This window comes from Thalassospiraceae bacterium LMO-SO8, assembly GCA_031655335.1.
In the GTDB taxonomy this organism is placed as follows: Bacteria; Pseudomonadota; Alphaproteobacteria; order Rhodospirillales; family Casp-alpha2; genus UBA1479.
Genome location: CP134226.1, coordinates 3,680,273 through 3,702,239, shown reverse-complemented (window position 1 = coordinate 3,702,239; position 21,967 = coordinate 3,680,273). Strand labels below are relative to the sequence as shown.

Below are 21,967 nucleotides of genomic sequence, written 5' to 3'. Positions count from 1 at the left end.
GCCTAGGCCGCGCGAATTCGACCCGCCAGTTCGGAAACCTGGCGTTTCAGGTCGCTGGAATCCTGGTCCATGGTTTCCGACGCCTGCAACAGGTCGCGGGCACTTCCGCCGGTGCTTTCGGCCGCCTGGGCGACGCCGGCGATGCCGTGGGTGACGTTGCTGATTTCCTCGATCACCTTGCCGATGGCCAGAATGGCCGCGACCGCGTCGTCCGTGGCCGATTGAATTTCGGCAATCTGGGCGGAAATCTCGTCGGTTGCCTTGGCGGTCTGGCTGGCCAGGTTCTTGACCTCGGACGCGACCACGGCAAATCCCTTGCCGGCCTCGCCGGCGCGGGCGGCCTCGATGGTGGCGTTGAGGGCCAGAAGGTTGGTCTGCTCGGTAATGTCGCTGATGATCGCGACCACGTCGCAGATCTAAGGCCCGCTGGTTGGCTTCAGCCGTTGATGCATCAGAGTCAGGCGGCCCGGATCCGGGTCGCCAGATCGGTAACCTGCTGTTTGAGGTCCGTGGAATCCCGGTCCATGGTTTCCGAGGCTTCGAGCAGATCGCGGGCGCTGCCGCCCGTGTCGTTGGCGGCCTGGGCCACGCCGGTGATGTTGGACGATACCTCCTGAGTGCCGGCGGCGGCTTGTTCGACGTTGCGGGCGATTTCCTGGGTCGCGGCGCCCTGTTCCTCAATGGCGGCGGCGATTCCGTTGGCGACCTCATTAATCTCGCCAATTACCTTCCCGATGTTTAGCGTTGCTTCCACCGCGGCCTGGGTTGCATCTTGAATTTCAAGGACTTGGGCGGAGATATCCTCCGTTGCCCGGGCGGTCTGGCTGGCCAGGTTTTTGACCTCGGAGGCGACAACGGCGAAGCCCTTGCCCGCCTCGCCCGCGCGGGCGGCCTCGATGGTGGCGTTGAGGGCGAGCAGGTTGGTCTGCTCGGCGATATCACTAATCAGGGCAACGACCTGGCCGATCTTTTCCGCCGCGTCCGAGAGTCCCTGGACCTTGATATTGGTGTTTTCAACCTCTTTGACGGCGCGTTGCGCGATTTCGGTCGAGGTTGTCACCTGGCGGCTGATTTCGGTGACAGATGCCGAAAGCTCCTCGGCCGCCGTGGCGACGGTCTGTACGTTGGCGGATGCCTGTTCGGAGGCGCTGGCAACGGTCGCGGATTGGCTTGAGGCCTTGGTCGCGGTCGATGACAGAGACTCGGCGGCACCCTTAACCTGGGCGGACGCGGCCGCCATTTTACGGGCGATTCCCCCGATGTCGGTCTCGATCTGCTGGGCGACCGTGGTGAGCAATTCGGCGCGGGCCTCCGTGGCCTTGCGGTCGGCTTCCTGCTGAAGAGCATTCAGGCGTTTGACTTCAATGGCGCTCGCGCGGAAGACCTCGACCGCCCGCGCCATCTGGCCGATTTCGTCGCGGTTGTCGGTGAAGCGGATGGTGACCTCCGTATTGTCGGCGGCCAAGTCGCCCATGACGGCGGTCAGCTCGTTGATCGGAACGGAAACGGACCGGCCGATCATGGTGCCCATGACGACACCGACCAGCATGCCGGCAAGGGCGAAGCCAATCAGCAGTTTCATGCCGGTCTGTTCATCCTGTTCCGCACTGGAGGCCGAACGTTGGGTGAACTTCTCCAACTGGGCCAGGGCGGCGACCAGGTCCGCGTCCAGTTGCTTCTGATCCACCTCCGTCTTCACGGCCAACGCCTTGGCTTTGTCCATGTCGCCGGATGCCATCAGCGCAAACAATGTCTCCCCCTGCTCTTCATAGGCCCGGTGCCCGGCTTCCACCCGCTTCATGACGGTCAAAAGGTGTTCGAATTCCTGCTTCGATTCCGCGGTTGCCGCATGGGTGACCGCGGCAGCGAGAATCTTCTCGGCTTCCTTGATTTCCCCTTCCACCTTGTGGCCGAGGTCGGCGAAATTTTTGCCCAAATCGCCAAGGTTCGCGGGGTTCAAATGCCCGGCGCCCTTTTCGATGAGGACGGCCTGTTCAAGCTGGTGGATGGTGATGCGCGTGACGACTTCCGTCAGCGGGATGTCCTGTTCGGCGATCTCGGTGATCTCCTTGCCGATCTTGTCCATTTTCCAAATTCCGACGCCAGCGATGGCGGCGCTGACCGCCACAAGAAGGATCACCAAAACCTGAATTCGGTGGGTAACCTTGAAATTGGAAATGCTCATGGATGTTACCTTTCAACCTGACAGTCGATTAGCTGTTGCTCGGATATTCCGGGGACATGCTTGAGGCTCGCCGGGGTATCTTCGCGGAAGCGCCGGTTACATCTGAATATGATAATATGAATCGTCTGGCGCGCATATATGGCGTTGGATAGGGGGACGGCATGCGCGATGGCGCCGAATGGTCTGGCGGGCGCGTGTTCGATGATGATAATGGGGGAGGCGCGGCCCCTTGGCGGCGATACGCTGCCGCAACCCAATGGACATCATGACCACCGACTTCCAGCCTCTCGACGACGCCTTTGCCCAACGCGTGCGCGACAGTTTCGACAAGCAGGGCATCATGACCCATATCGGCGCCCGTTTGGGCGAGGTGCGGCCCGGCTATTGCGAGATCGAGCTGCCCTATTCGGACGCCGTGTCGCAGCAGCACGGCTTTTTTCACGGCGGCGTCGTTGGCACCATCGCCGACAGCGCCGGCGGGTTCGCCGCCTACAGTCTGATGGGGGTGGGCGACGGCGTGCTGACCGTGGAATACAAGCTGAACCTGATGGCGCCCGCCGACGGGGACGAGTTGATCGCCCGCGGCTATGTGGTGCGGCCGGGCAAGACCCTGACCGTCTGCCGCGCCGAAGTCGTGGTGGTCAAGAACGGCCAGGCGCTGCCCTGCGCCGCCTTGCAGCAGACCTTGATGCGCGTCCAGGGCCGCGCCGACGTGGTCGGGTAGGGGGGCGGCCGGTGAGTGAAAAGAAACGCGAGGGTGCGGCCCAATTCATGGCCCGCTGGTGCATCGACGGCTGGAAGGGCAAGATTCCCCTGACGCGCATGTTCTGGGGTGGCGGTGCCGTGTGGTTTATCGGTTTCGCGCTCGAACGCGGGGTGGTCAACATGTTCCGGGTGCCGCAGTCGCCCTATTTCGCGGGCGAACTTTATGTGCTCGACGGCCTGCTTCGGCTGTGTGAGTGGATATTGATGGCGGCCTTCGTGTGGTGGTGCATTGGCGTGTGGCGGTCCGTCGATCACGAAACGCCGGGCATCTGGCCGACCACGGCGCGCGGCATGGTGGCCCTATTGGTGATCGCCAACATGGCCACCGCATTCATGGCGTTGTCGCGATGATTAACGACCAGACCCCCGTTTACATCAACCTGCATGGTGGCGGCGGCGGAATGCCTGGCGACGGGCCGCCGGAGCCGATCCTCTCCCGCTGTTGGCACGGCCGCGAGAGGTTGTGGATCGTGTTCTGGGCTTACGGCGTGTTCGGCACGGGGGTCGTTCTCGCCTGTGTCCTGGCGGCGATCTTCATCGGCCTGCAGATCGGCTTGGTGTTCGCGCCTCAGGATACCCGTGGCGGTTATGTCGGCGGGATCACCGGCATGGTTCTTGGCGCGGCGGTGGCGGTGCCTTATCTGATCTGGATGACGGTCAGCCTGTGGCGCTGCGCGCCCAATGTTGAAAACCCTGTCTGGACCCGTCTGATGCGCGGATGGCTGATCGCGGAATGGATCGGCTTGGCCATGGCGGGGTATAATTTTGCTCATCTTATCAAGTTGTAAGAGGGGGGAGTAAAACCAATGCATGAGGATCCGATCGTCATTGCCGGCGCCGCGCGCACGCCCATGGGCGGGTTTCAGGGCGACCTGTCGGGCGCCCGCGCGCCGGATCTTGGCGCGGCGGCGATCAAGGCGGCTCTCGAACGCGCCGGCGTGGCGCCCGAGGCCGTTGACGAGGTCTACATGGGTCTTGTTCTGCCCGCTGGTCTGGGCCAGGCCCCGGCGCGCCAGGCGTCGCTCGGTGCGGGCGTTCCCGATGCCGTGCCCTGCACCACGCTGAACAAGATGTGCGGTTCAGGCATGAAGGCGGCCATGCTGGCCCATGACGGCATTCTCGCGGGCGCCGGGGCGGTCATGGTTGCCGGCGGCATGGAAAGCATGACCAACGCGCCCTACCTGCTGGACAAGGCGCGGGGCGGCTATCGCATGGGGCACGGCGCGGTCCTGGATCACATGTTCCTGGACGGGCTGGAGGACGCCTATGACAAGGGCCGCCTCATGGGCACCTTCGCCGAGGACACGGCGACCCATTACCAGTTTACCCGCGACGCCCAGGACGATTTCGCCCTGACGTCCCTGGCCCGCGCCAAGAAGGCGATCGAGGACGGCACCTTCGCGCCCGAGGTCACCCCCGTCACGGTCAAGACCCGCAAGGGCGAGGTCACGGTGGAACGGGACGAGCAGCCCCTGAAGGCCGCCCCGGACAAGATCCGCACCTTGAAACCGGCCTTCGCCAAGGACGGCACGGTGACGCCGGCCAATTCGTCGTCCATTTCCGACGGTGCGGCGGCGCTGGTGATGATGCGGCGATCCGAGGCCGAAAGGCGGGGGCTGACGCCGCTTGCGGTGATCCGCGGCCATGCGAGCCATGCCCAGGAGCCCCGCTGGTTCACGACGGCCCCGGTGGGGGCCATGCGCAAGCTCGCGGACAAGACCGGCTGGGACCTCAAGGACGTCGATTTGTTCGAAATCAACGAAGCCTTCGCCGTTGTCACCATGGCGGCCATGCGCGATCTGGACCTGCCGCACGACAAGGTCAACGTCCACGGCGGCGCCTGCGCGCTGGGCCATCCCATCGGCGCGTCGGGGGCCCGGATCATGGTGACGCTGCTGGCCGCGCTGGAAAAATACGGCCTGACCAAGGGCGTCGCGTCCTTGTGCATCGGCGGCGGCGAGGCCACGGCCGTGGCCGTCGAACGGCTGACCTAACCGAAACCTGCGGGGGAGAGAACCATGCCGACAGTCTTCATCACCGGCGCCAACCGGGGCATCGGCCTGGAAATGGCGCGCCAGTACGGGGCCGACGGCTGGACCGTCATCGCCACCTGCCGTAATCCCATCGGTCCCGGGCAACTGGCCCAAATCCCGGGCGATATCCGGGTTCACGGCCTGGATGTCGCCGATCATCGTCAGGTCGACCGCTTGGCCGAGGAGCTTGCGGGCACCAAGATCGACCTTCTGATCAACAACGCCGGGGTTTACGGCGACCGCAACTCCAGCCACCAGGACATCGATTACGCCGATTGGGAGCAGGCGTTCCGGATCAACACCATGGCGCCGCTCAAGGTGTCCGGCGCCTTTCTGCCGCTGGTTGCGGCGGGCGGCGGCGGCATGATCGCCACGGTGTCGTCGGTGCTGTCGTCGATCGCGGAATCGTCGCCCAATTCGGCGTCCTATGCCTACCGCACGTCGAAGGCGGCGGTGAACATGGCGATGCATGTGTTCGCCGAGGAAGTCCGGGACCGGAACGTCGCCGTGATCCTGCTGCATCCCGGCTGGGTGCAGACCGACATGGGCGGGGCGGGGGCGGCCATCGATACGAAAACCAGCGTCACGGGCATCCGCAAGGTATTGGCCGGGGCGGGCATGGCGGAAAGCGGGCGGCTGTTCGCCTATGACGGACGCGAGATACCCTGGTAAGGCGGAGACCCACGACATGAGCACAGCAGAACACAAGGGCGACATCGAGTTCTATTTCGATTTCTCGTCGCCCTACGGATACCTGGCGGCGCAGAAGATCGACAAGATCGGCGAACGCTACGGCCGCCGCGTTAATTGGCACCCGATCATGCTGGGTGTGATCTTCAAGGAAACGGGCAATTCGGCCAATGCGGATATCGGGCTGAAGGGCGACTACATGCGCATGGACGTGCCGCGCCTGGCCAAGATGATGGAAGTGCCGTTCACCTGGCCGGAGCCGTTTCCCGTCGCCACCCTGGCGGCGGCGCGGGCCTATTACTGGCTTTTGAACCATGATCCGGGAAAGGCCGTGCCTTTCGCCAAGGCCGTCTATCACCACTATTTCGGCAAGGGGGCGGATATTTCCGACGTCCAGGAGGTGACCCTGATCGCCGAGGAGATGGGCATCGACGGCGCCGCGCTCGCCGAGGCCGTGACGCGGGATGACGTCAAACAGCGGGTCAAGGACAAGACCGCCGAGGCGCTGGACCTGGGTGTGTTCGGCTCGCCCTATTTCCTGATCGATGGCGAGCCGTTCTTCGGCTCCGACCGGATTTGGCAGATCGAACGGTTTCTGGGGAAGGGACAAAAGACATGACGCTTAAAAAGGGCGTGAAGCAACTGGTCGCCGAGGCCAACGCGGAAATCGAGACCGTGCCGGTGACCAGGGCGGCGGCGCTGCTCGACGATCCGGAGGTGCAGTTCGTCGACATCCGCGACGTCCGCGAGCTGGAACGCGAGGGCATGGTGCCGGGCGCCTTCCACGCACCCCGCGGCATGCTGGAATTCTGGGTCGATCCGGACAGCCCCTACCACAAGGACGTGTTCGCCACGGGCAAGAAATTCGTTCTGTATTGCCAGTCCGCCTGGCGCTCGGCTCTGGCGACCAAGGCGCTCAAGGACATGGGGCTTGCGCCGGTGGCGCATATCGAAGGCGGGTTCCGCGCGTGGAAGGAAGCGGGCCATCCGGTCGTGGAGAAACCGTCCCGAAAGGAATAGCCGTTTGGCTAGGTTGCCTCTCACAATTCGGAAAAGTTAATTTGCTCATAGGTGGACATTCGGGATCGGCGGTATATTGGTCCCGGCCCTGGAGACACAAATGACCACGAGTGCGCCCTTCATCACCGAGATCGCGGGCGGTATCGCGACGGTTACGCTCACGAGACCGGAAATTCACAACGCCTTCGACGACGAACTGGTCGCGCGCCTGACGCGTGAGTTTCAGGGATTAAGCCGCGATACCGTGGTGCGCGTCGTGATTCTGGCCTCGACAGGCAAAAGTTTTTGCGCCGGCGCCGACGTCAATTGGATGAAGCGCATGGCGGAATTCGGCCAGGAAGAAAACCTGGAAGACGCCAAGGCGCTCGCCGGTTTGATGTTCACCCTGGCCAGCCTGCGCAAGCCGACCATTGCCGCGGTCCAGGGCTCGGCCTTCGGCGGCGGTGTCGGCCTGGTCGCCGCCTGCGACATCGCCGTCGCCGCCGAACAGGCTGAATTCGCCCTGACCGAGGTCAAACTGGGCATTCTGCCGGCGGCCATCGGGCCCTATATCGTTTCCGCCATGGGACCGCGCCAGGCGACGCGCTACATGCTGACGGGCGAGCGTTTCGACGCCGCCCGGGCGCTGGAACTCGGCCTGGTCACGGAGGTCACGGCACAGGGCGATGTCCTGCCCCGGGCCAAGGAATTCGCCGGCATGCTGATGAAAAACGGCCCGCGCGCCATGGGCGAGGTCAAGAATCTGGTGCGCTATGTACAAGGCCATGAACGCAACGAGGCCCTGATGGCGCAGACCGCCGGGCATATCGCCCGCGTCCGCGCCTCCGGCGAAGGCCGGGAAGGACTGGCCGCGTTCCTGGAAAAAAGAAAACCCAGTTGGATCAGGAAATAGCCAAAAGCAACTGAGAGGACGGGGGGCGGTCTGCCGTGGCTGAATACGATCTTTCGCAAATCAAGGTTCTGGTCGCAGAGGACTACGCGCCGATGCGCAAGCTGCTGGGCCAAATCCTGTTCGAACTCAACGTCGGTGATTTCCAGATGGTCGCCAGCGGCAAGGAGGCCATCGACTACCTTGCGGACTATCCGGCCGATCTGTTGCTGGTCGACAACATCATGGATCCCATCGGCGGCACGGACCTGACCCGCATGGTGCGCGCGGGGAAGACGCCGGCGGACCGGCACATCCCGATCATCATGGTCTCGGGGGAAACCTCGAAGGATCTGATCATCGGCGCCCGCGACGCCGGGGTGAACGAATTCCTGGCCAAACCCATCTCGACCCGCATGGTCTATCAGCGGTTCATGAGCATCATCGAAAACCCGCGCGCGTTCGTGGGCACCGAGGATTTTTACGGCCCGGACCGGCGTCGCCGGCAGATGCGGTTTCCCGGGCTGGAGCGGCGGCGCGCGGCCTATACCTACCAGGCGGCGGCCACCGGCTCGGGGGGCGGGGGCTGATCGCGGTTCGGTCCTGTGGGTAACCCGGGGGGCGGGGGCCTGTTCCACGCGGCGTTTCCTGGCTAAGCTGGGCCGGTCCTTCTCCACAGCCCGCCGCATCCCGATCATGACCCTGCATCTCATCAAGCTTTCCGTCGGCGTCGAGAGCATCGAGCATCTGGCGCAGATTCAGCGTGACCGCCTGCGGGCCCGCCGCGAAGCGGGGCAGGAGCCGCGCCTGTATCACGTCACCCGCATGTGGCCTCGGCGCGAGGCGGAGGTTCTCGACGGCGGGTCGATCTATTGGGTGATCAAACGGGCCGTGCGCTGCCGGCAGCGCCTGTTGGCCTTCGACGAGACCGTCAACGGGCAGGGGAAGCCCGCCTGCGGCCTGGTGCTCGATCCCGAGATCGTGCCGGTGCGTCCCCGTGCGTCGCGCGCGTTCCAGGGTTGGCGCTATCTGACCGCGGCGGATGCCCCGCCGGATCTGGACGGGGACGCCGGTCAGTTGACCGACCTGCCCCCGGAACTGGCGGACGAACTGCGCGGCCTGGGGCTTATCTAGGCCGACCCCGGGGTGCATTGACGATGTCGTGATGCGCTCTGAAACGCGGGAATTTCAAGCATTTATGAGGGTTTCCACGGCGCGCGCGGCGGGGCCGGCAACGGCGACCTTGCCCTGAACTGTCCGAGCCATGTAGGCTCTTTCACAAATCGGCGGGAAATTTTGCGTGAGAACGTGAAATTTTACCGGAGGGATGAACCTGGGAAGAAAATGGCGAAACCGCAGATCATCAATCCACCCAATAAATTGAAGTCCAAGGTATCGATGGGCGGCCCCGGCGCCGTCGATCCGGAACGCCTTGCCCGCGCCGAGGCGGTCATCGAAAAGATGACCGCGAACTATCTCGATTGGGTCGAGGCGGATCTGAAGAAGCTTGAGACGGAATTGGCGGCGCTGAAGCCGGGAGCGGCGGAAGGCGACGAACGGGTTGATCGCATCTACCGTACGTCCCATGACATCAAGGGCCAGGGCGGCAGCTTCGGCTATCAGTTGATGACCGAGGTCGGCGCCCTGATGTGCCGCTATATCGAGAACCTTAAGGGCCGGCTGAGCCAGGAAGACATCGACCTGATGAAGCTTTGCTACAAGTCCATGCGCGCGGTGATCAGCGGGCGTCTGTCCGGCGACGGCGGCGAGGCCGGGCGTATGGTGATCGATGGTCTCGGCAAGGTCGCACAGAAGGTCAAGGCCGCCGGCGGGGACGACTGACCGGCCGGGCCACGGCGTCAGGCGCCCTCGGCCTCCAGCTTATCCGACATATCCGTCAACCACTTGATGCGCTGTTCCAGCGCGTCGATGTCGTGGTCGAGCCACACGTTCAACAGGCCGGGATCGGCCGCGTGATGGTCGCGCAGGCTTTGCAGGCGCGCGGCCTCGCCCTCGGCGGCTTCCAGCAACAGGTCGATCTGGTCGAGCTGATCGTCCTTGGGCAACAGGTGCAGGAAGCGGAACTTCAGCGCCATGATCAGCTTGTTCATGTCGTTGGATTGGGCGCGGATGCGGGCCGTCAGAAGCGTCGCCAGTTCCGCCTGTCCGGCGTCGGAAATGGTCAGGACGGCGTTGTCCTCCAGCCCCTTGCCCTCGGTCGCGGTGACCAGGCCCTCGTATTTCAGAAGTTCGATGGACGTGCCCATGACGTCGAGGGACGGTCCCAGGACATGGCTGGTGAAGTGCCGGATTTCCCCCGCCAGATCGCTGTAGCGCCGCGGCCCGGACGCCAGCGTGCCCAGCGCGCAGAGGCGCACGGCTTCACGGGGGGTCAGGGTGTTGTCGGCGTACACGGCGTCGGCACCTTCATTAATTGCGAATGAGTCGCAAGTCTATGGATAAGTCGGGAGTCTGTCCAGCGGTGGTCGCAGGCGGCGCGCGCGGCGTCACCCCGCCTGTTGCGCCGCCCAGGCTTCCGTCTTCTTCAGGGCGCTGTCGAACCGGCTGAGAATCTCGCCAACGTCCGCCGCCGTGGCGATGAGCGGCGGACAGAACGCGATCGAATCACCGACGGCGCGCAGCACCAGTCCTTCATCATAGCAGTATTCCTGGCATTTGGCGCCGATCCCCGTTTCCTTGGGCCAGGGCGCCTTGGTCGCCTTGTCCTTGACCAGTTCGACGGCGCCGATCAGGCCGAGGCCCCGGACCTCGCCGACCAGCGGCCGGTCCTGGAACGCGCGCAGACCCTGTTGCAAGGCGGGTGAGACCGCGCGGACATGGCCGACGATGTCGCGTTCCGCATAGATCGCGAGGGTTTCCAGCGCGACCGCCGCCGCCACCGGGTGCCCGGCATAGGTCGATCCATGGCCGAACACGCCGAAGGATTCGCTCTGTTTCACCAGGTCCTGATAGATTTCTTCCGAGATCATCAGGGCCGACATGGGGATGTAGCCGGACGTCAAGGCCTTGGCCATGGTCATCATGTCGGGCTTCATGCCGAGGGTCGTCGTCCCCCACATGTTGCCCGTGCGCCCGAACCCGCAGATGACTTCGTCGGCGATCAGCATCACGTCGTGACGTTTCAGGACGGCCTGAATTTTCTCGAAATAGCTCTTGGGCGGCACGATCACGCCGCCGGCGCCCATCACCGGCTCGGCATAGAAGGCGGCGACCGTTTCCGGTCCTTCGGCCAGGATCAGTTTTTCCAGGTTGTCGGCGCAGCGCGTGGCGAAGGCCTCTTCGTCCTCGCCGTCCTCGGCGAAGCGGTAGTGGTGCGGGCAGTCCGTGTGCAGCACCCGGGCGATCGGCAGGTCGAAATCGCCGTGCAGATGGGGCAGGCCGGTCAGGCTGGCGCCTGCCACGGTGACGCCGTGATATCCCTTCTGGCGGGCGATCAGCTTCTTCTTTTCCGGCTTTCCGCGGGCGTTGTTTACGTACCACACCAGCTTGATCGACAGGTCGATGGCCTCCGACCCCGAATTGGCGAACAGCACCTTGGACATGGGCACGGGGGCCAGTTCGAGAATCTTTTCCGCCAGGTCGATGGTCACGTCCGGGGTCTTGTGGGCGAATCCGTGATAGTTGGGCAGGCGCGACAGTTCGCGCGTCGCGGCGTCGACCAAGCGTTGCTCGCTGAACCCCAGCGACACCGCCCACAGGCCCGCCAGGCCCTCGATGTATTCCTTGCCCGCGTCGTCGTAGATATGGATGCCGTTGCCGCGGCTGACGATCTGCGGCCCCACTTTCTCGTGCTTCGCCAGATTGGTGTAGCCGTGAACGTGATAGGCGATGTCACGGCTGGCGGGAGAGTTTCCGGGGGCGGGACGGGCGGCGGTCATGGGGGCTTCCTGATCGATATTGCTGTGAAGGCCGTTCGGCGGGCGCAGTTTGGTCCAGGGACGCGGCGGAGAGCAATGGCGAAGACGAAAATCTTTCTCGCCGCTTGATAGAAAATCTTTTTCGCCGCTTGATACAGGTCATGTTCCGCGGTGACGGTCGGGGCTTTGATGGCGGTATGCCCATTCACCACGGGAGGATCAAATGTCCCTCAAAGATATCCTTGTCCATATCGACCTGAACGCGGAATCGGAGCGTCGCCTGAAATCGGCCATGTCCCTGGCCCAGGCCCATGGCGCCCATCTGGTTGGCGTCTACGCCGTACCGCGCCCCTACATTCCGGCCTACGCCGAAGTGCAAATTACCGCCGAAGTGCTGGAAGCCCAGCGCGCCTCGGCCGAAGAGGCCGCGTCCCGCGCCGAGGCGGCGTTCAAGACGGCGACCGCCAATTCCGGTCTGTCCGTGGAGTGGCGGCAGCAGGAAGGCGACGAAGGCCGGGTTCTCGGTTTTCACTGCCGCTATGCGGATCTGACCATCGTCAGTCAACCCGATCCGGCGCAAAGCCTGTTTCCCGGCGACCGCGACCTGCCGGACCGGCTGATCCTGACCGCCGGGCGGCCGGTCATGGTGCTGCCTTACGGTTATTCGGGCGACCTTGCCGGCAAGCGCATTCTGGTCGCCTGGGACGAAGGCCCGCTGGCGTCGCGCGCGGTGCATGATGCCCTGCCGTTGCTGCGGGCGGCGGAAAAGGTCGTCGTCATGGTCGCCAATCCGACCAAGGTGCCGGGCGAGAAACGTGATCCGGGCGCGGATATCGCGGCTCATCTGGCGCGCCATGGGGTGACGGTCGAGGCCAGCCATGTGACCTCGGACGAACTCGATGTCGGCAACCTGTTGCTGTCCCGCGCCGCCGACATGTCGGCGGACATGATGGTGATGGGGGCCTACGGCCATGCAAGATGGTCGGAACTGATCCTCGGTGGGGTGACCAACGTGGTGCTGTCGCACCAGACGGTGCCCGTGGTGATGTCCCACTGACCGGGCGGGGCCGGGCAGGGGGGCTGCCCGGCCTCAGCCTCCGGTGATGAACGCCGCCATGGCGTCGCCCACGTCCTCGGCATAAAGGTCGAGGAAGAAATGATCGGCGCCGTCGATCACCTTGAACGCGACCTTGGCGCCGTCGGCCTTGCCCGCCATTTTTTCCGGCAGGTCGGCGACGACGGTGTCGTTCGATCCGGCCATGACCAGGACAGGCACCTTGATCTCACCCAGGATCGACGGGGTGTCGAAGCGCGGGTCGGGCCGGTAGTAGCTGACGAAACTGGCCGCCGAGACCTTGGCGGTCGGGCAGTAGAGCAGACCCGGCTTGTCGAGAAGCTGATCCCCCTTGCCGGCCTTGACCAGGGCCTCGGCAGCGGCGAGGTCCGGCGCCAGGGGGCGGCCGTGGGATTTCTCGAACCCCTGGGCGGTTTTTGCCGCGTTCCAGGTCGCGGGCGCCAGAAGGGCGAGTTTGCTGATCATCGCATTGCCGCGCTCGGCGGCGAAGCGGGCGGCCTGATTGCCGCCCCTGGAATGGCCGAACAGCACCACCGGCCCGGCGCCCCGGTCCTTCAGCCAGTCCATCCAGGCGGAAATCTCGTCGAGCGCGTCCAGGTGCCCGTGGCGATGCGGGGTCTTGCAGTCGTACATGCCGTGGCGGTCGTCAATGGCGAGGGACAGGTTGATGGCCAGCGTGTTGAGCCCCCGGTCGTTGAGCACGCCACGCAGGGTCTTCAGGGTTTCCATGTCGTTATGGGCCAGGGTGCCGTGGACGATCAGCACCACGCCGTCCTTCAACGCCTTGCCCGATGCAAGGTCTAGATGGGCGTTGAGGGTCTGGGCGCCCGGCTTGATGCGGACTTCCTCGGCGGCGGCCGGCAGGGCGACGGCCAGCAAGGTGAACAGGGCAAGAATAGGGGCGAAAGGGCGGAACAGGCGCATTTTGGAGGTCTCCCGGGATGGCGTTTTCGCCAGATTACGTCGTGCGGTAAACACATTCAAAGATTATAAATCGTTTGATCGATGTCATCGCGCTCGATGCAGGGCTGCGCGACACTCGTGATCGAGAGGCGACAATGTGTGATCGAAGGAAGTTTGTTCCATGAGCACTTGGTTGGCCAGCGATCTGATGACCGATGCGCAGAAACTCGCCCTCGGCGGGTTCGTGGTCGGCCTGCTGTTCGGGTTCTGCGCGCAGAAAAGCCGGTTCTGCCTGCGTTCCGCCTGTATCGAGTTCTGGCGCGGCGCCCTGGGTGAGAAATTCGCGGTCTGGCTGCTGGTGTTCGGCGCGGCGCTCGCGGGCGTTCAGGCGCTGATGCTGACCGGCAATCTGCCGGTCCAGGGCATCCGCCAGCTGGAAACGCCGGGCACCTTGTCCGGCGCGGTCATCGGCGGGCTGATGTTCGGCATCGGCATGATCCTGGCGCGGGGCTGCGCCAGCCGCGTCCTGGTGCTGGCGGGTGCCGGCAACGTGCGGGCCTTGGTGACGGGGTTGGTCGTGACCGTCGCCGCCCAGTCGAGCCTGTCGGGCATCCTGTCGCCGCTCAGGGTCAAGCTGTCGGCGTTATGGGTCGTGTCCGCGTTCGACCGCAATCTGATGGCGCATCTGCCGGACGGTACGGGCCTGGCGGTCGGTCTCGCCTTCGTCGCGACGGCCCTGTGGTTCTCCCGGCGCAAGAACGTGTCGCTCCTGACCGGGGTGACGGGGGCCGGGGTCGGCTTGGCGGTGGTCCTGGGCTGGGCCTTTACCTCGGCCCTGGCGCGGGCCTCCTTCGACATCGTTCCCGTCGGCAGCGTCACCTTCACCGGCCCGTCCGCCGACACCTTGATGGTGCTCATCACCAAGCCGGCGGTGGAACTGAACTTCGGTGTCGGGTTGGTGCCTGGCGTGTTTCTGGGATCCATGCTGTCGGCGTGCCTGTTCCGCGAGTTCGAGGTCCAGACCTTCAGCGGCGAGACGGGCACCGTGCGCTATCTGGTCGGCGCCGTGCTGATGGGTTTCGGCGGCATGCTGGCCGGCGGCTGTGCGGTCGGCGCCGGCATCACCGGCGGGGCGGTATTGGCGTTGACCGCCTGGGTCGCCCTGTTCTGCATGTGGATCGGCGCCGGCTTGGCGGTCATGGTGGTCGAACCCGGGTTCAGGACGTCTCTTGGCGGGGCGGGCCCGCGTTAGCGCCTGCCACGCTCCCGCGCGCGGGGGTCGAGGGCATCTTGCAGCCCGTCGCCGACGAAATTGAAGGCGATCACGGTGACGAAGATGGCGAGGCCCGGATAGATGGCCAGCGCCGGGGCGTCCCAGATCAGTTCCTGGGCATTGGTCAGCAGATTGCCCCAACTGGGCAAGGGGGGCTGAATGCCGAGGCCGAGGAAGCTGAGCACCGATTCCAGCAGGATCACGTTGCCGACGGAAAGCGTCGTCGCGACAATCACCGGCGAGGCCAGATTGGGCAGGATGTGCACGGCCATGATGCGGAAGGACGACGCCCCCTGGGCCCGTGCCGCCAGCACGAAAGGCCGCTCGCGCAGACTGAGCGCCGTCGCGCGCACCAGCCGCGCCACGGTGGTCCAGCCGACCAGCGCCACGATAACGACGATGCGATAGAGGCTCATGCTTTCCGCCTGCGCCGCCTCGGCGGAAAATCCCAGCTTTTGCAGATCGATGGCCGCGAGCACGATCAGCAGCGGCAGCAGGGGCAGGGCGATGACCCCGTCGGTCACGCGCATGAAGAGTGCATCCAGCCGCCCGCCGAAATAGCCCGACAGCAGCCCCACGGCCGTGCCCAGGACCGCCGCGGTCAGGGCCGCGGCGATACCGACGAACAGCGACACCCGCCCGCCGTACAGCAGCCGCACCAGCACGTCGCGCCCGGCCTCGTCCGTGCCCAGCGGATGGGCCACACTCGGCGGGGCCAGGCGGTTGAACAGGTCGACCGCGTTGGCGTCGAGGCCGAGCCAGCCCTCGACCGCCGGGGCGAGCAGGCTGGCCGCCGCCAGGACCGTCAACACCCCGGCGCTGATCAGGGCGAGCCGGTGGCGCAGGAACCGCCGTGTGACCAGGGCGAGCGGCGTCGCGGCCGTGGCGGCGGCGTCGCTCATTGCGTCTTTCCTTCGAAGCCGATCCGGGGGTCGAGCCAGGCATAGGCGAGATCGGCCAGAATGTTGCCGACCAGAGTCACCAGCGTGGCCAGCAGCAGGCACACCAGGGCGAGGTTGAAATCGTTGCCCATGACCGCGTCGAAGGTCAGCTTGCCCATGCCCGGATAGGCGAAGATGGTTTCCGTGATGAGGGCGCCCGAAAACAACGTGCCGAAATCCAGCGCGATGATCGTGGTCACCGGAATCAGGGCGTTGCGCAGCGCATGGCCGAGCACGACCCGGCGTTCGGAAAGGCCCTTGGCGCGGGCCGTGCGGATATAGTCCTGACGCAGGGTCTCCAGCATGCTGGCGCGCATGTAGCGGGTATGGCCGCCGACGCTGGCGAGGGTCAGGCTGGCCGCCGGCAGGACCAGGTAGATCAGCTTGTCCGACCAGCCGTCCCGTCCCGGCGTGCCCAGCCCACCCGCCGGCAGCCAGCCCAGGACCACCGCGAACAGGATGATCAGCAACAGGCCGAGCCAGAACGACGGGATCGAGATGCCGGCGAAGGCGAACAGGTTGACCGAATAGTCGCGCAGGGAATAGGGCCTGACGGCGGCCCAGATGCCCAGCGGCAGGCCGATGCAAAGGGCCAGGGTCAGGCTGATGCCCAGCAGCATGAGGGTATTGCCCAGGGCCGGGCCGAGAATGTCGAACACGGGTTTGGCGAACAGGCGGGAAAACCCGAAATCGCCTTGCAGAACGGACAGAAGCCAGCTGCCGTACCGTTCCGCCACCGGACGGTCGAGGCCGTAGATCTCGCGCAGCTTGGCGACATCGGCGGAGGTCAGGTCCGGGTCGGCGGAAATCATCAGATCCACCGGATCGCCCGGCATCAGGCCGATCAGCCCGAAAATGACGAACGACATCACCGCCAGAACGACGGCCGATTGGATCAGGCGTTCACTGATGAAACGAAGCATGGGGGGAGGGTAGTCCGGCGCATGCCGGGGGGCCAGCGAAAGTGGGCTCCCCCTCACCCCGGCCCTCTCCCCAAGGGGGAGAGGGAGACTCTTGCCCTACGCTACGTCCGATATCCCGTTGCGGCGAGAGGGCTCTCCGTGGAGAATCGTCCCCTCTCCCCCTCGGGGGAGAGGGTTAGGGTGAGGGGGCATCCATGACCACATTGCTGCGCAAGTCCATGACGGATGCGGAACGCCGCCTGTGGCAGGCGTTGCGCAATCGACAACTGGCCAGCCACAAATTCCGCCGCCAGCATCCCATCCCGCCCTATGTGGCGGATTTCGCCTGTGTGGAACGTGGGTTGATCGTCGAGGTCGACGGTGGTCAGCACAGTGCGCGGGCGGAAGCCGATGCGGCGCGGACGCAGGCGTTGCAGGCCCGCGGGTTTCGCGTTCTCCGTATCTGGAACAACGAGGTGATGGAAAACCTGGAGGGCGTCCTGGCAGCGATCCTCGCGGTACTGGAGGACTGAGTCCTTCCTACTTCACGCCCCAGTCCTCGACCCACAGGCTGGACGGGTATTGGTGGCCCGTGGGGGCGACGCCGGTCAGCCAGGGCGGCATGATGTAGGTCTCGGCGCGGAAGTAGAGGGGAATGGCCGGCAGTTCGGTGACGTAGATTTCCTGCAGCCGATGCCACAGCTTCTTGCGCGTGGGCTTGTCCAGTTCGACCTCGATCTTCTCGATCAGCGCGTCCATTTCCGCGTTCTTGAAGCCCGGATAGTTCTGCCCGGCCCAGCCGTTGGCCTCGGTCGGGATATGGGCGGAATGCAGGCTCGTGCGCGGCACGCTTTCCGGCGCCGACGACCAGGCGTACATGGCAAGGCCCGTGAACTTGCGCTGGGTCACCGTCTGCCCGAAGTAGACGCGGGCCGGTTCGTTCTTGATGCGGACGTCGATGCCGACGGCCTTCCATTGACTTTGCAGGACCTGCTGGACCAGTTCGCGGGCCTTGGACCCGGCCGTGGTCATGAATTCGAAGCGCAGGGGGGCGCCCGTGTCCTTGTGCTGGCGCACGCCCTGGACAAGTTTTGTAAATCCTGCCTTTACAAGGAGTTCCAGGGATTTCCTCGGGTCATAGGTGTATTTCGGGATATCGTCGGCGGCGACCCAGTCGAGGGGGTTGACCGATGATTGGGCGACCGGCTGGCGGCCGCCGAACAGCTGTTGGGAAATCGCCTCACGGTCGATGGCGTAGACCAGGGCGTGGCGGATATCGCGGTTCCGCAGCAGGGGGTTGTCCTGGTTCAGGTCGATGTGCTCGTAGACCAGGCCGGGCTTGTAGAGAATGCGGAACTTCCGTCCATGGCGTTTCTCGAAGCGCAGGGCCTGATCCACGGTGAAGCCCAGTTCGCCGGAAATCATGTCGATGCTGCCGGACAGCAGATTGGCCTCAAGCGCCGCCGTGTTGGGGATGACCTTGACCACGATGCGCTTGAAGGCCCCCGGCTTGCCCCACCATTTCGGATTGCGTTCCAGGACGACGTAGCTGCCGCGCTGGGTTTCCGTGATCAGGTAGGGGCCGAAGTAGAGGGCTTCGTTGGTGGTCTGGGTGTCGAAGGCGGTCTTGTTCTTGTAGTTCACCGGATCGGCGTCGAAATTCACCGCGTCGACATGGGCGGGGATCAGGTTGAAGGAATTGATGGCGTTGTAGTCGAAGGTCAGCTTGTCGAAATGGAGGGTGAAGGTCTTGTCGTCCTTGGTATCGAGCTTGTAGGCGGAGCGGTAGAACTCGATTGGCAGGATGCCGGTCTTGCCGTGACGGCCCATGCGCCAGGTGAATTCGACATCCTTGGTCGTGATCGGCGTGCCGTCGCCCCACACGGCATCGGGGCGGATGGTGTAGGTGACGGCGATGCCCTTCTTGCCGTTCGGCGCCGTTTCCGGCACGGCCAGGCCGTTTTCCAAGGTCGGCAGCTTGGTGCAGAGCATGCAGACCAATTGCCAGTTCTGGTCGAACACGGTGAACGGCCGGCGCGTGAAGCCCAGGATGTAGGACTTCGCCACCATGCTGTCGATGTTGGGGTGGAAGGTCGACGGATACTGGGTGATGCCGATGGTGAGCTGGTCACGCTCCGCCGCGCGTATGGGGGCGGCGGCGCAAAGCATCACAAAGGCGGCGGTAAGGAGCGATTTCAGGACAGGGCCGGCCGGTCGCATGGAGTCTCCCCAGATCGTCACTCAATCATCAGTCGTCGTAGCCGCGTCCGCCGTGGGCCAGGGACCATTTTTCCGGATCGTCAAGGAACGCGCGCACCCCGGCGATGGTTTCCGCATCGAAGTATCCGCCATCCTCGGCCACCTGCAACACATCTTTCCAGGTCGCGAGATAGCGCAGCGTCACGCCTTCTTTCTCCAGGGTCTCCAGCGCCCCCTTGAACACGCCGTAGAAGAACACGACGAAGGCGTCCGTGCATTCGGCCCCGGCATTGCGGATGGCATGGACGAAATTCAGCTTGGACGCGCCGTCCGACGCCAGATCCTCGACCAGCAGCACCTTGGAGCCCTCGACCAGATTGCCCTCGATCTGGGCGTCGCGGCCGAAGCCCTTGGGCTTCTTACGCACGTAGAGCATGGGCTTGGAGGCGGCCTCGGAAATCCAGGCGGCATAGGGAATGCCCGCGGTCTCGCCACCGGCGACGGCGTCGACATCGTCCAGACCCGCGTCGCGGCGCAGCATCTCGACCCCCAGTTCGATGATCCGGCGCCGCGCCTCGGTGAAGGAAATGACCCAGCGGCAGTCGATATAAACCGGGCTCGCCCAGCCCGAGGTGAACATGTAGGGCTCCTGCGGGCGGAAGTTCACGGCCTTGATGTCGAGCAGAAGTTTCGCGGTTTCCTGGGCTGGGGTCATGGCGGCGGTCATGGGGGCCTCGTGCGCTCTGGAACCCGCCGAACAAGGGGCGGGCGGGCTATGTCGGTCGGATGGTTCGGGCCAGGGATCGTGGCCGGTGTCTGGGTGTCTGGGTGTCTGGGGTTTCGTTTAGCGGGTTCGCCCCAGACCCGCAAGCGCGCGCGGGGCCGGGGCGGGGGATAAATCCCGCCGTGATATTCCCTTGTTGCGTCCGTCTGGCCTCTGGTATACCATATGCCAGTTGATGGAACGCCGCAGCCGATGATGTCCTCCCAGGGACGCGTCCTCGCAGTACCGGATTGCTCCCCGCTTGGCACGGCGACCTGTGATCACTATTCTCCCTCCCAATCCTGGGGGCTCGGTCGACCACCGGCCGGGCCCCGTTTCTTTTCGTCCGCATCAGAACGGACCGGCCGGGAGGGCCCCCTTTAAGTGAACCGACAGGAACGGCGCCGGCAGAAGAAGCTTGCGGAGACGGCAGACCGTCTTTCGCCCAAGGGCCGCGCGCGCCTGACCGCCGGGGTTCAGGCCTATCACGCGGGCCGCTTCAGCGAGGCCGAGGAGGCCTTCACCAAGGTCCTGGCCGAACGCCCGCGCGAGGTCCAGGCGCTGCATCTTCTGGGTCTGATCGAATATCGCACGGGCCGCCTGGAGCAGGCGGCGGATCATCTGGTCGCGGCCTCCATGGTCGATGGCGAGGATCCGGCGATCCACGCCAATCTGGCCGCCGTCCTCAACCTGTGCGGCCGCGGTGCCGAGGCCGAGGCGGCGTCCCGTCATGTCCTGGAACTGCGCCCCGACAACGCCGAGGCCTACAACAACCTGGCCGTGGCCATGGAACTTCAGGACCGCATCGACGAGGCCGAGGCCTGCGGCAAACGGGCGGTCGAACTCGACCCCAAGCATCTGGAAGCCCACATCAATCTGGGCAATCTCTATTTCCGCAAGGGCGCCCTGGCCGAGGCGGCGGCGATGTACCGCCGCGCCGCCGAAATCGACCCGGCCAATCCCATGGCGCCCGGCAACCTGGGCGTCGTGCTGCGCCGCCTGGGCGATCTGACGGGGGCCGAGGACTTCTGCCGCAAGGCGCTGAGTCTCCGGCCAGACTATCCCGAGGGGTTCAACGCGCTCGGCAACGTGCTGATGGCGCGGGGCGACATTCTGGGGGCGCTCGACGCCTTCCGCGCCGCGCTGACCCACCGCGAAGGGTATCTGGAGGCACGGGCCAATCTGGCGGGGGCGCTGTTCAAGTCCGGCGATCTGGAGCGGGCGGAAGACGCCTACCGCGACACCGTCGCGCGCTTCGACCGTTTCGCAGGCGCCTGGTCGGGCCTGGGCACGGTGCTGTTGGCCAAGGGCGACACGGCGGGTGCCGAGGACGCGTTCCTGCGTGCCGTCGAGGCCCATCAGGGCTTGGGCGACGCCTGGGTCAACCTGGCCGCCGCCGGGGCCTTGACGGAAGATCATGAAACCCAGCTGGCGGAACTGTTGGAAACCGCGCCGGAAAACGATCAGACGGCGCAGCTTCTGTTCGCCCTGGGGGCAGCCAAGGATCGGCGCGGCGACCAGGCCGGCGCGTTCGACGCCTTCACCAAGGCCAACGCCATGCGCCGCCGCCTGCTGGATGGGGCGGGGCTGGGTTTCGACGCGGCGCGGCTGGACCGCTGGGTCGATACGATCATCGCGACCTTCGACAGGGAGTTCCTGGCCCGGGCCAAGGGCTGGGGCGATGCGTCGGAGGCCCCGGTTCTGGTTGTCGGCATGCCGCGTTCGGGCACGACCCTGGCCGAACAGATCATTTCCAGCCACGGGCAGGGGGCCGGGGCCGGGGAACTGGACGCCCTGTCGCGGCTGCTGCCCGATTATCCCGAGGGCGTGGCCGACCTGGACGCCGGCCGGGCGGGCACCCTGGCGGCGGACTATCTGAAATGTCTGGGGGCGGGACGGCATGAGGCCTTGCGGATCGTCGACAAGACGCCCTTCAACATCTTCCTGCTGGGGCTGGCGCAGATGCTGTTGCCGGGGGCGCGCGTCGTCCATTGCGTGCGCGACGCCAAGGACACGGCCCTGTCCTGCTACTTCACCAATTTCGTCCAGGGCCTGGCCTGGTCAACGGACCTTGCCGACATCGCCCGCATGCAGGCGGCCCAGGACCGCGTCATGGCCCATTGGCGGGAAATTCTGGACCTGCCGGTCCACGAACTCCGCTACGAGGATCTGATCGCCGACCAGGAAGGGCAAAGCCGCGCGCTGATCGATTTCCTGGGCCTGGATTGGGATCCGGCCTGTCTTGATTTCCACAGGTCCGGGAACGCCGTGCTGACGGCCTCCAACTGGCAGGTGCGCCAGCCGCTCTATAAAAACGCGGTCGGGCGGGCGGCGGCCTATCAGGCGTTTCTCGGCGACCTCGCGTAATCCGTCAAATCGTTCCTGACTTGCGGAACGCCCTGGTCCCGGGGAGCGGCCGGCCATCGAGTTGACAGCGCCGGTCGGGACGCATATTGTTTTCTGAATTCGGAA

Annotated in this window: 24 protein-coding genes; 15 read left to right on the top strand and 9 right to left on the bottom strand. The window is 65.1% G+C overall.

The annotated features are described in order from the left end of the window. Positions 1 to 2: 2 nt before the first annotated feature. Positions 3 to 407: a methyl-accepting chemotaxis protein gene (locus RJ527_17925; GenBank protein ID WND75892.1), complete on the bottom strand. Its 405-nt coding sequence runs from the start codon at positions 405 to 407 to the stop codon at positions 3 to 5. A gap of 50 nt (positions 408 to 457) precedes the next feature. Continuing rightward, positions 458 to 2,185, bottom strand: coding sequence for a methyl-accepting chemotaxis protein (locus tag RJ527_17920; protein WND75891.1), 1,728 nt, complete (start codon positions 2,183 to 2,185; stop codon positions 458 to 460). A gap of 265 nt (positions 2,186 to 2,450) precedes the next feature. Here RJ527_17920 and RJ527_17915 point away from each other — a divergent pair, with 265 nt between their 5' ends. From RJ527_17915 to RJ527_17865, 11 genes are all read left to right on the top strand, one after another. Next, a complete protein-coding gene (locus RJ527_17915) occupies positions 2,451 to 2,909 on the top strand; it encodes a PaaI family thioesterase (protein ID WND75890.1) in 459 nt (152 codons plus the stop codon). An 11-nt stretch (positions 2,910 to 2,920) separates the two neighbouring features. Next, on the top strand, positions 2,921 to 3,301 hold the full coding sequence (locus tag RJ527_17910; GenBank protein ID WND75889.1) for a hypothetical protein: 381 nt from the start codon (positions 2,921 to 2,923) through the stop codon (positions 3,299 to 3,301). Then, positions 3,298 to 3,738 (top strand): hypothetical protein, encoded by a 441-nt coding sequence (locus RJ527_17905; protein ID WND75888.1) that lies wholly within the window; start codon positions 3,298 to 3,300, stop codon positions 3,736 to 3,738. Before RJ527_17910 ends, RJ527_17905 begins: the two co-directional genes overlap by 4 nt. 18 nt (positions 3,739 to 3,756) lie before the next feature. Further along, the gene (locus tag RJ527_17900) at positions 3,757 to 4,944 is read left to right on the top strand and encodes an acetyl-CoA C-acyltransferase (protein WND75887.1); all 1,188 of its coding nucleotides are present in this window, start codon (positions 3,757 to 3,759) and stop codon (positions 4,942 to 4,944) included. A 24-nt stretch (positions 4,945 to 4,968) separates the two neighbouring features. Further along, positions 4,969 to 5,655 carry an SDR family oxidoreductase gene (locus RJ527_17895; GenBank protein WND75886.1) on the top strand — a complete coding sequence of 229 codons (687 nt, stop codon included), beginning with the start codon at positions 4,969 to 4,971 and terminating at the stop codon, positions 5,653 to 5,655. Positions 5,656 to 5,671: 16 nt separating this feature from the next. Next, on the top strand, positions 5,672 to 6,292 hold the full coding sequence (locus RJ527_17890) for a 2-hydroxychromene-2-carboxylate isomerase (GenBank protein ID WND75885.1): 621 nt from the start codon (positions 5,672 to 5,674) through the stop codon (positions 6,290 to 6,292). Further along, positions 6,289 to 6,693 (top strand): rhodanese-like domain-containing protein, encoded by a 405-nt coding sequence (locus RJ527_17885; protein ID WND75884.1) that lies wholly within the window; start codon positions 6,289 to 6,291, stop codon positions 6,691 to 6,693. Before RJ527_17890 ends, RJ527_17885 begins: the two co-directional genes overlap by 4 nt. 100 nt (positions 6,694 to 6,793) lie before the next feature. Further along, positions 6,794 to 7,585 (top strand): enoyl-CoA hydratase/isomerase family protein, encoded by a 792-nt coding sequence (locus RJ527_17880; protein WND75883.1) that lies wholly within the window; start codon positions 6,794 to 6,796, stop codon positions 7,583 to 7,585. A 35-nt stretch (positions 7,586 to 7,620) separates the two neighbouring features. Further along, a complete protein-coding gene (locus RJ527_17875; GenBank protein ID WND75882.1) occupies positions 7,621 to 8,151 on the top strand; it encodes a response regulator in 531 nt (176 codons plus the stop codon). Between the two features lie 106 nt (positions 8,152 to 8,257). Continuing rightward, on the top strand, positions 8,258 to 8,695 hold the full coding sequence (locus RJ527_17870; GenBank protein WND75881.1) for a DUF1489 domain-containing protein: 438 nt from the start codon (positions 8,258 to 8,260) through the stop codon (positions 8,693 to 8,695). 210 nt (positions 8,696 to 8,905) lie between these two features. Continuing rightward, positions 8,906 to 9,403 (top strand): Hpt domain-containing protein, encoded by a 498-nt coding sequence (locus RJ527_17865; GenBank protein ID WND75880.1) that lies wholly within the window; start codon positions 8,906 to 8,908, stop codon positions 9,401 to 9,403. Between the two features lie 17 nt (positions 9,404 to 9,420). On the opposite strand, the gene RJ527_17860 is transcribed toward RJ527_17865, so the two are convergent. Together RJ527_17860 and RJ527_17855 are read right to left on the bottom strand one after the other, a co-directional pair. Further along, positions 9,421 to 9,975 carry a hypothetical protein gene (locus RJ527_17860; GenBank protein ID WND75879.1) on the bottom strand — a complete coding sequence of 185 codons (555 nt, stop codon included), beginning with the start codon at positions 9,973 to 9,975 and terminating at the stop codon, positions 9,421 to 9,423. Positions 9,976 to 10,068: 93 nt separating this feature from the next. Continuing rightward, positions 10,069 to 11,460 carry an aspartate aminotransferase family protein gene (locus RJ527_17855; protein WND75878.1) on the bottom strand — a complete coding sequence of 464 codons (1,392 nt, stop codon included), beginning with the start codon at positions 11,458 to 11,460 and terminating at the stop codon, positions 10,069 to 10,071. A gap of 202 nt (positions 11,461 to 11,662) precedes the next feature. On the opposite strand from RJ527_17855, the gene RJ527_17850 reads away from it, so the two are divergent. After that, positions 11,663 to 12,496 (top strand): universal stress protein, encoded by an 834-nt coding sequence (locus RJ527_17850; protein ID WND75877.1) that lies wholly within the window; start codon positions 11,663 to 11,665, stop codon positions 12,494 to 12,496. A gap of 33 nt (positions 12,497 to 12,529) precedes the next feature. Here the strand turns inward: RJ527_17850 and RJ527_17845 are convergent, their stop codons facing one another. Next, entirely contained in the window at positions 12,530 to 13,438 is a 909-nt protein-coding gene (locus tag RJ527_17845; GenBank protein WND75876.1) for an alpha/beta fold hydrolase, read from the bottom strand. 160 nt (positions 13,439 to 13,598) lie between these two features. On the opposite strand from RJ527_17845, the gene RJ527_17840 reads away from it, so the two are divergent. Next, positions 13,599 to 14,669, top strand: a complete 1,071-nt coding sequence (locus RJ527_17840) for a YeeE/YedE family protein (protein ID WND75875.1) — start codon at positions 13,599 to 13,601, stop codon at positions 14,667 to 14,669. Here RJ527_17840 and RJ527_17835 read toward each other — a convergent pair. Further along, the gene (locus RJ527_17835; protein WND75874.1) at positions 14,666 to 15,592 is read right to left on the bottom strand and encodes an ABC transporter permease; all 927 of its coding nucleotides are present in this window, start codon (positions 15,590 to 15,592) and stop codon (positions 14,666 to 14,668) included. The two genes, RJ527_17840 and RJ527_17835, sit on opposite strands and share 4 nt — an antisense overlap. Next, positions 15,589 to 16,554 carry an ABC transporter permease gene (locus RJ527_17830; protein WND75873.1) on the bottom strand — a complete coding sequence of 322 codons (966 nt, stop codon included), beginning with the start codon at positions 16,552 to 16,554 and terminating at the stop codon, positions 15,589 to 15,591. The genes RJ527_17835 and RJ527_17830 overlap by 4 nt, the downstream gene beginning before the upstream one ends. A 194-nt stretch (positions 16,555 to 16,748) precedes the next feature. On the opposite strand from RJ527_17830, the gene RJ527_17825 reads away from it, so the two are divergent. Beyond that, positions 16,749 to 17,066, top strand: a complete 318-nt coding sequence (locus RJ527_17825; GenBank protein ID WND75872.1) for an endonuclease domain-containing protein — start codon at positions 16,749 to 16,751, stop codon at positions 17,064 to 17,066. A 7-nt stretch (positions 17,067 to 17,073) separates the two neighbouring features. On the opposite strand, the gene RJ527_17820 is transcribed toward RJ527_17825, so the two are convergent. Both RJ527_17820 and RJ527_17815 read right to left on the bottom strand, forming a co-directional pair. Beyond that, positions 17,074 to 18,753, bottom strand: a complete 1,680-nt coding sequence (locus RJ527_17820; protein WND75871.1) for a peptide ABC transporter substrate-binding protein — start codon at positions 18,751 to 18,753, stop codon at positions 17,074 to 17,076. Positions 18,754 to 18,781: 28 nt separating this feature from the next. Beyond that, a complete protein-coding gene (locus RJ527_17815; protein WND75870.1) occupies positions 18,782 to 19,459 on the bottom strand; it encodes an orotate phosphoribosyltransferase in 678 nt (225 codons plus the stop codon). A 420-nt stretch (positions 19,460 to 19,879) separates the two neighbouring features. On the opposite strand from RJ527_17815, the gene RJ527_17810 reads away from it, so the two are divergent. Next, complete coding sequence (locus RJ527_17810; GenBank protein WND75869.1) at positions 19,880 to 21,862, top strand: tetratricopeptide repeat protein; 1,983 nt, start codon at positions 19,880 to 19,882, stop codon at positions 21,860 to 21,862. The last annotated feature ends 105 nt before the right edge of the window (positions 21,863 to 21,967 follow it).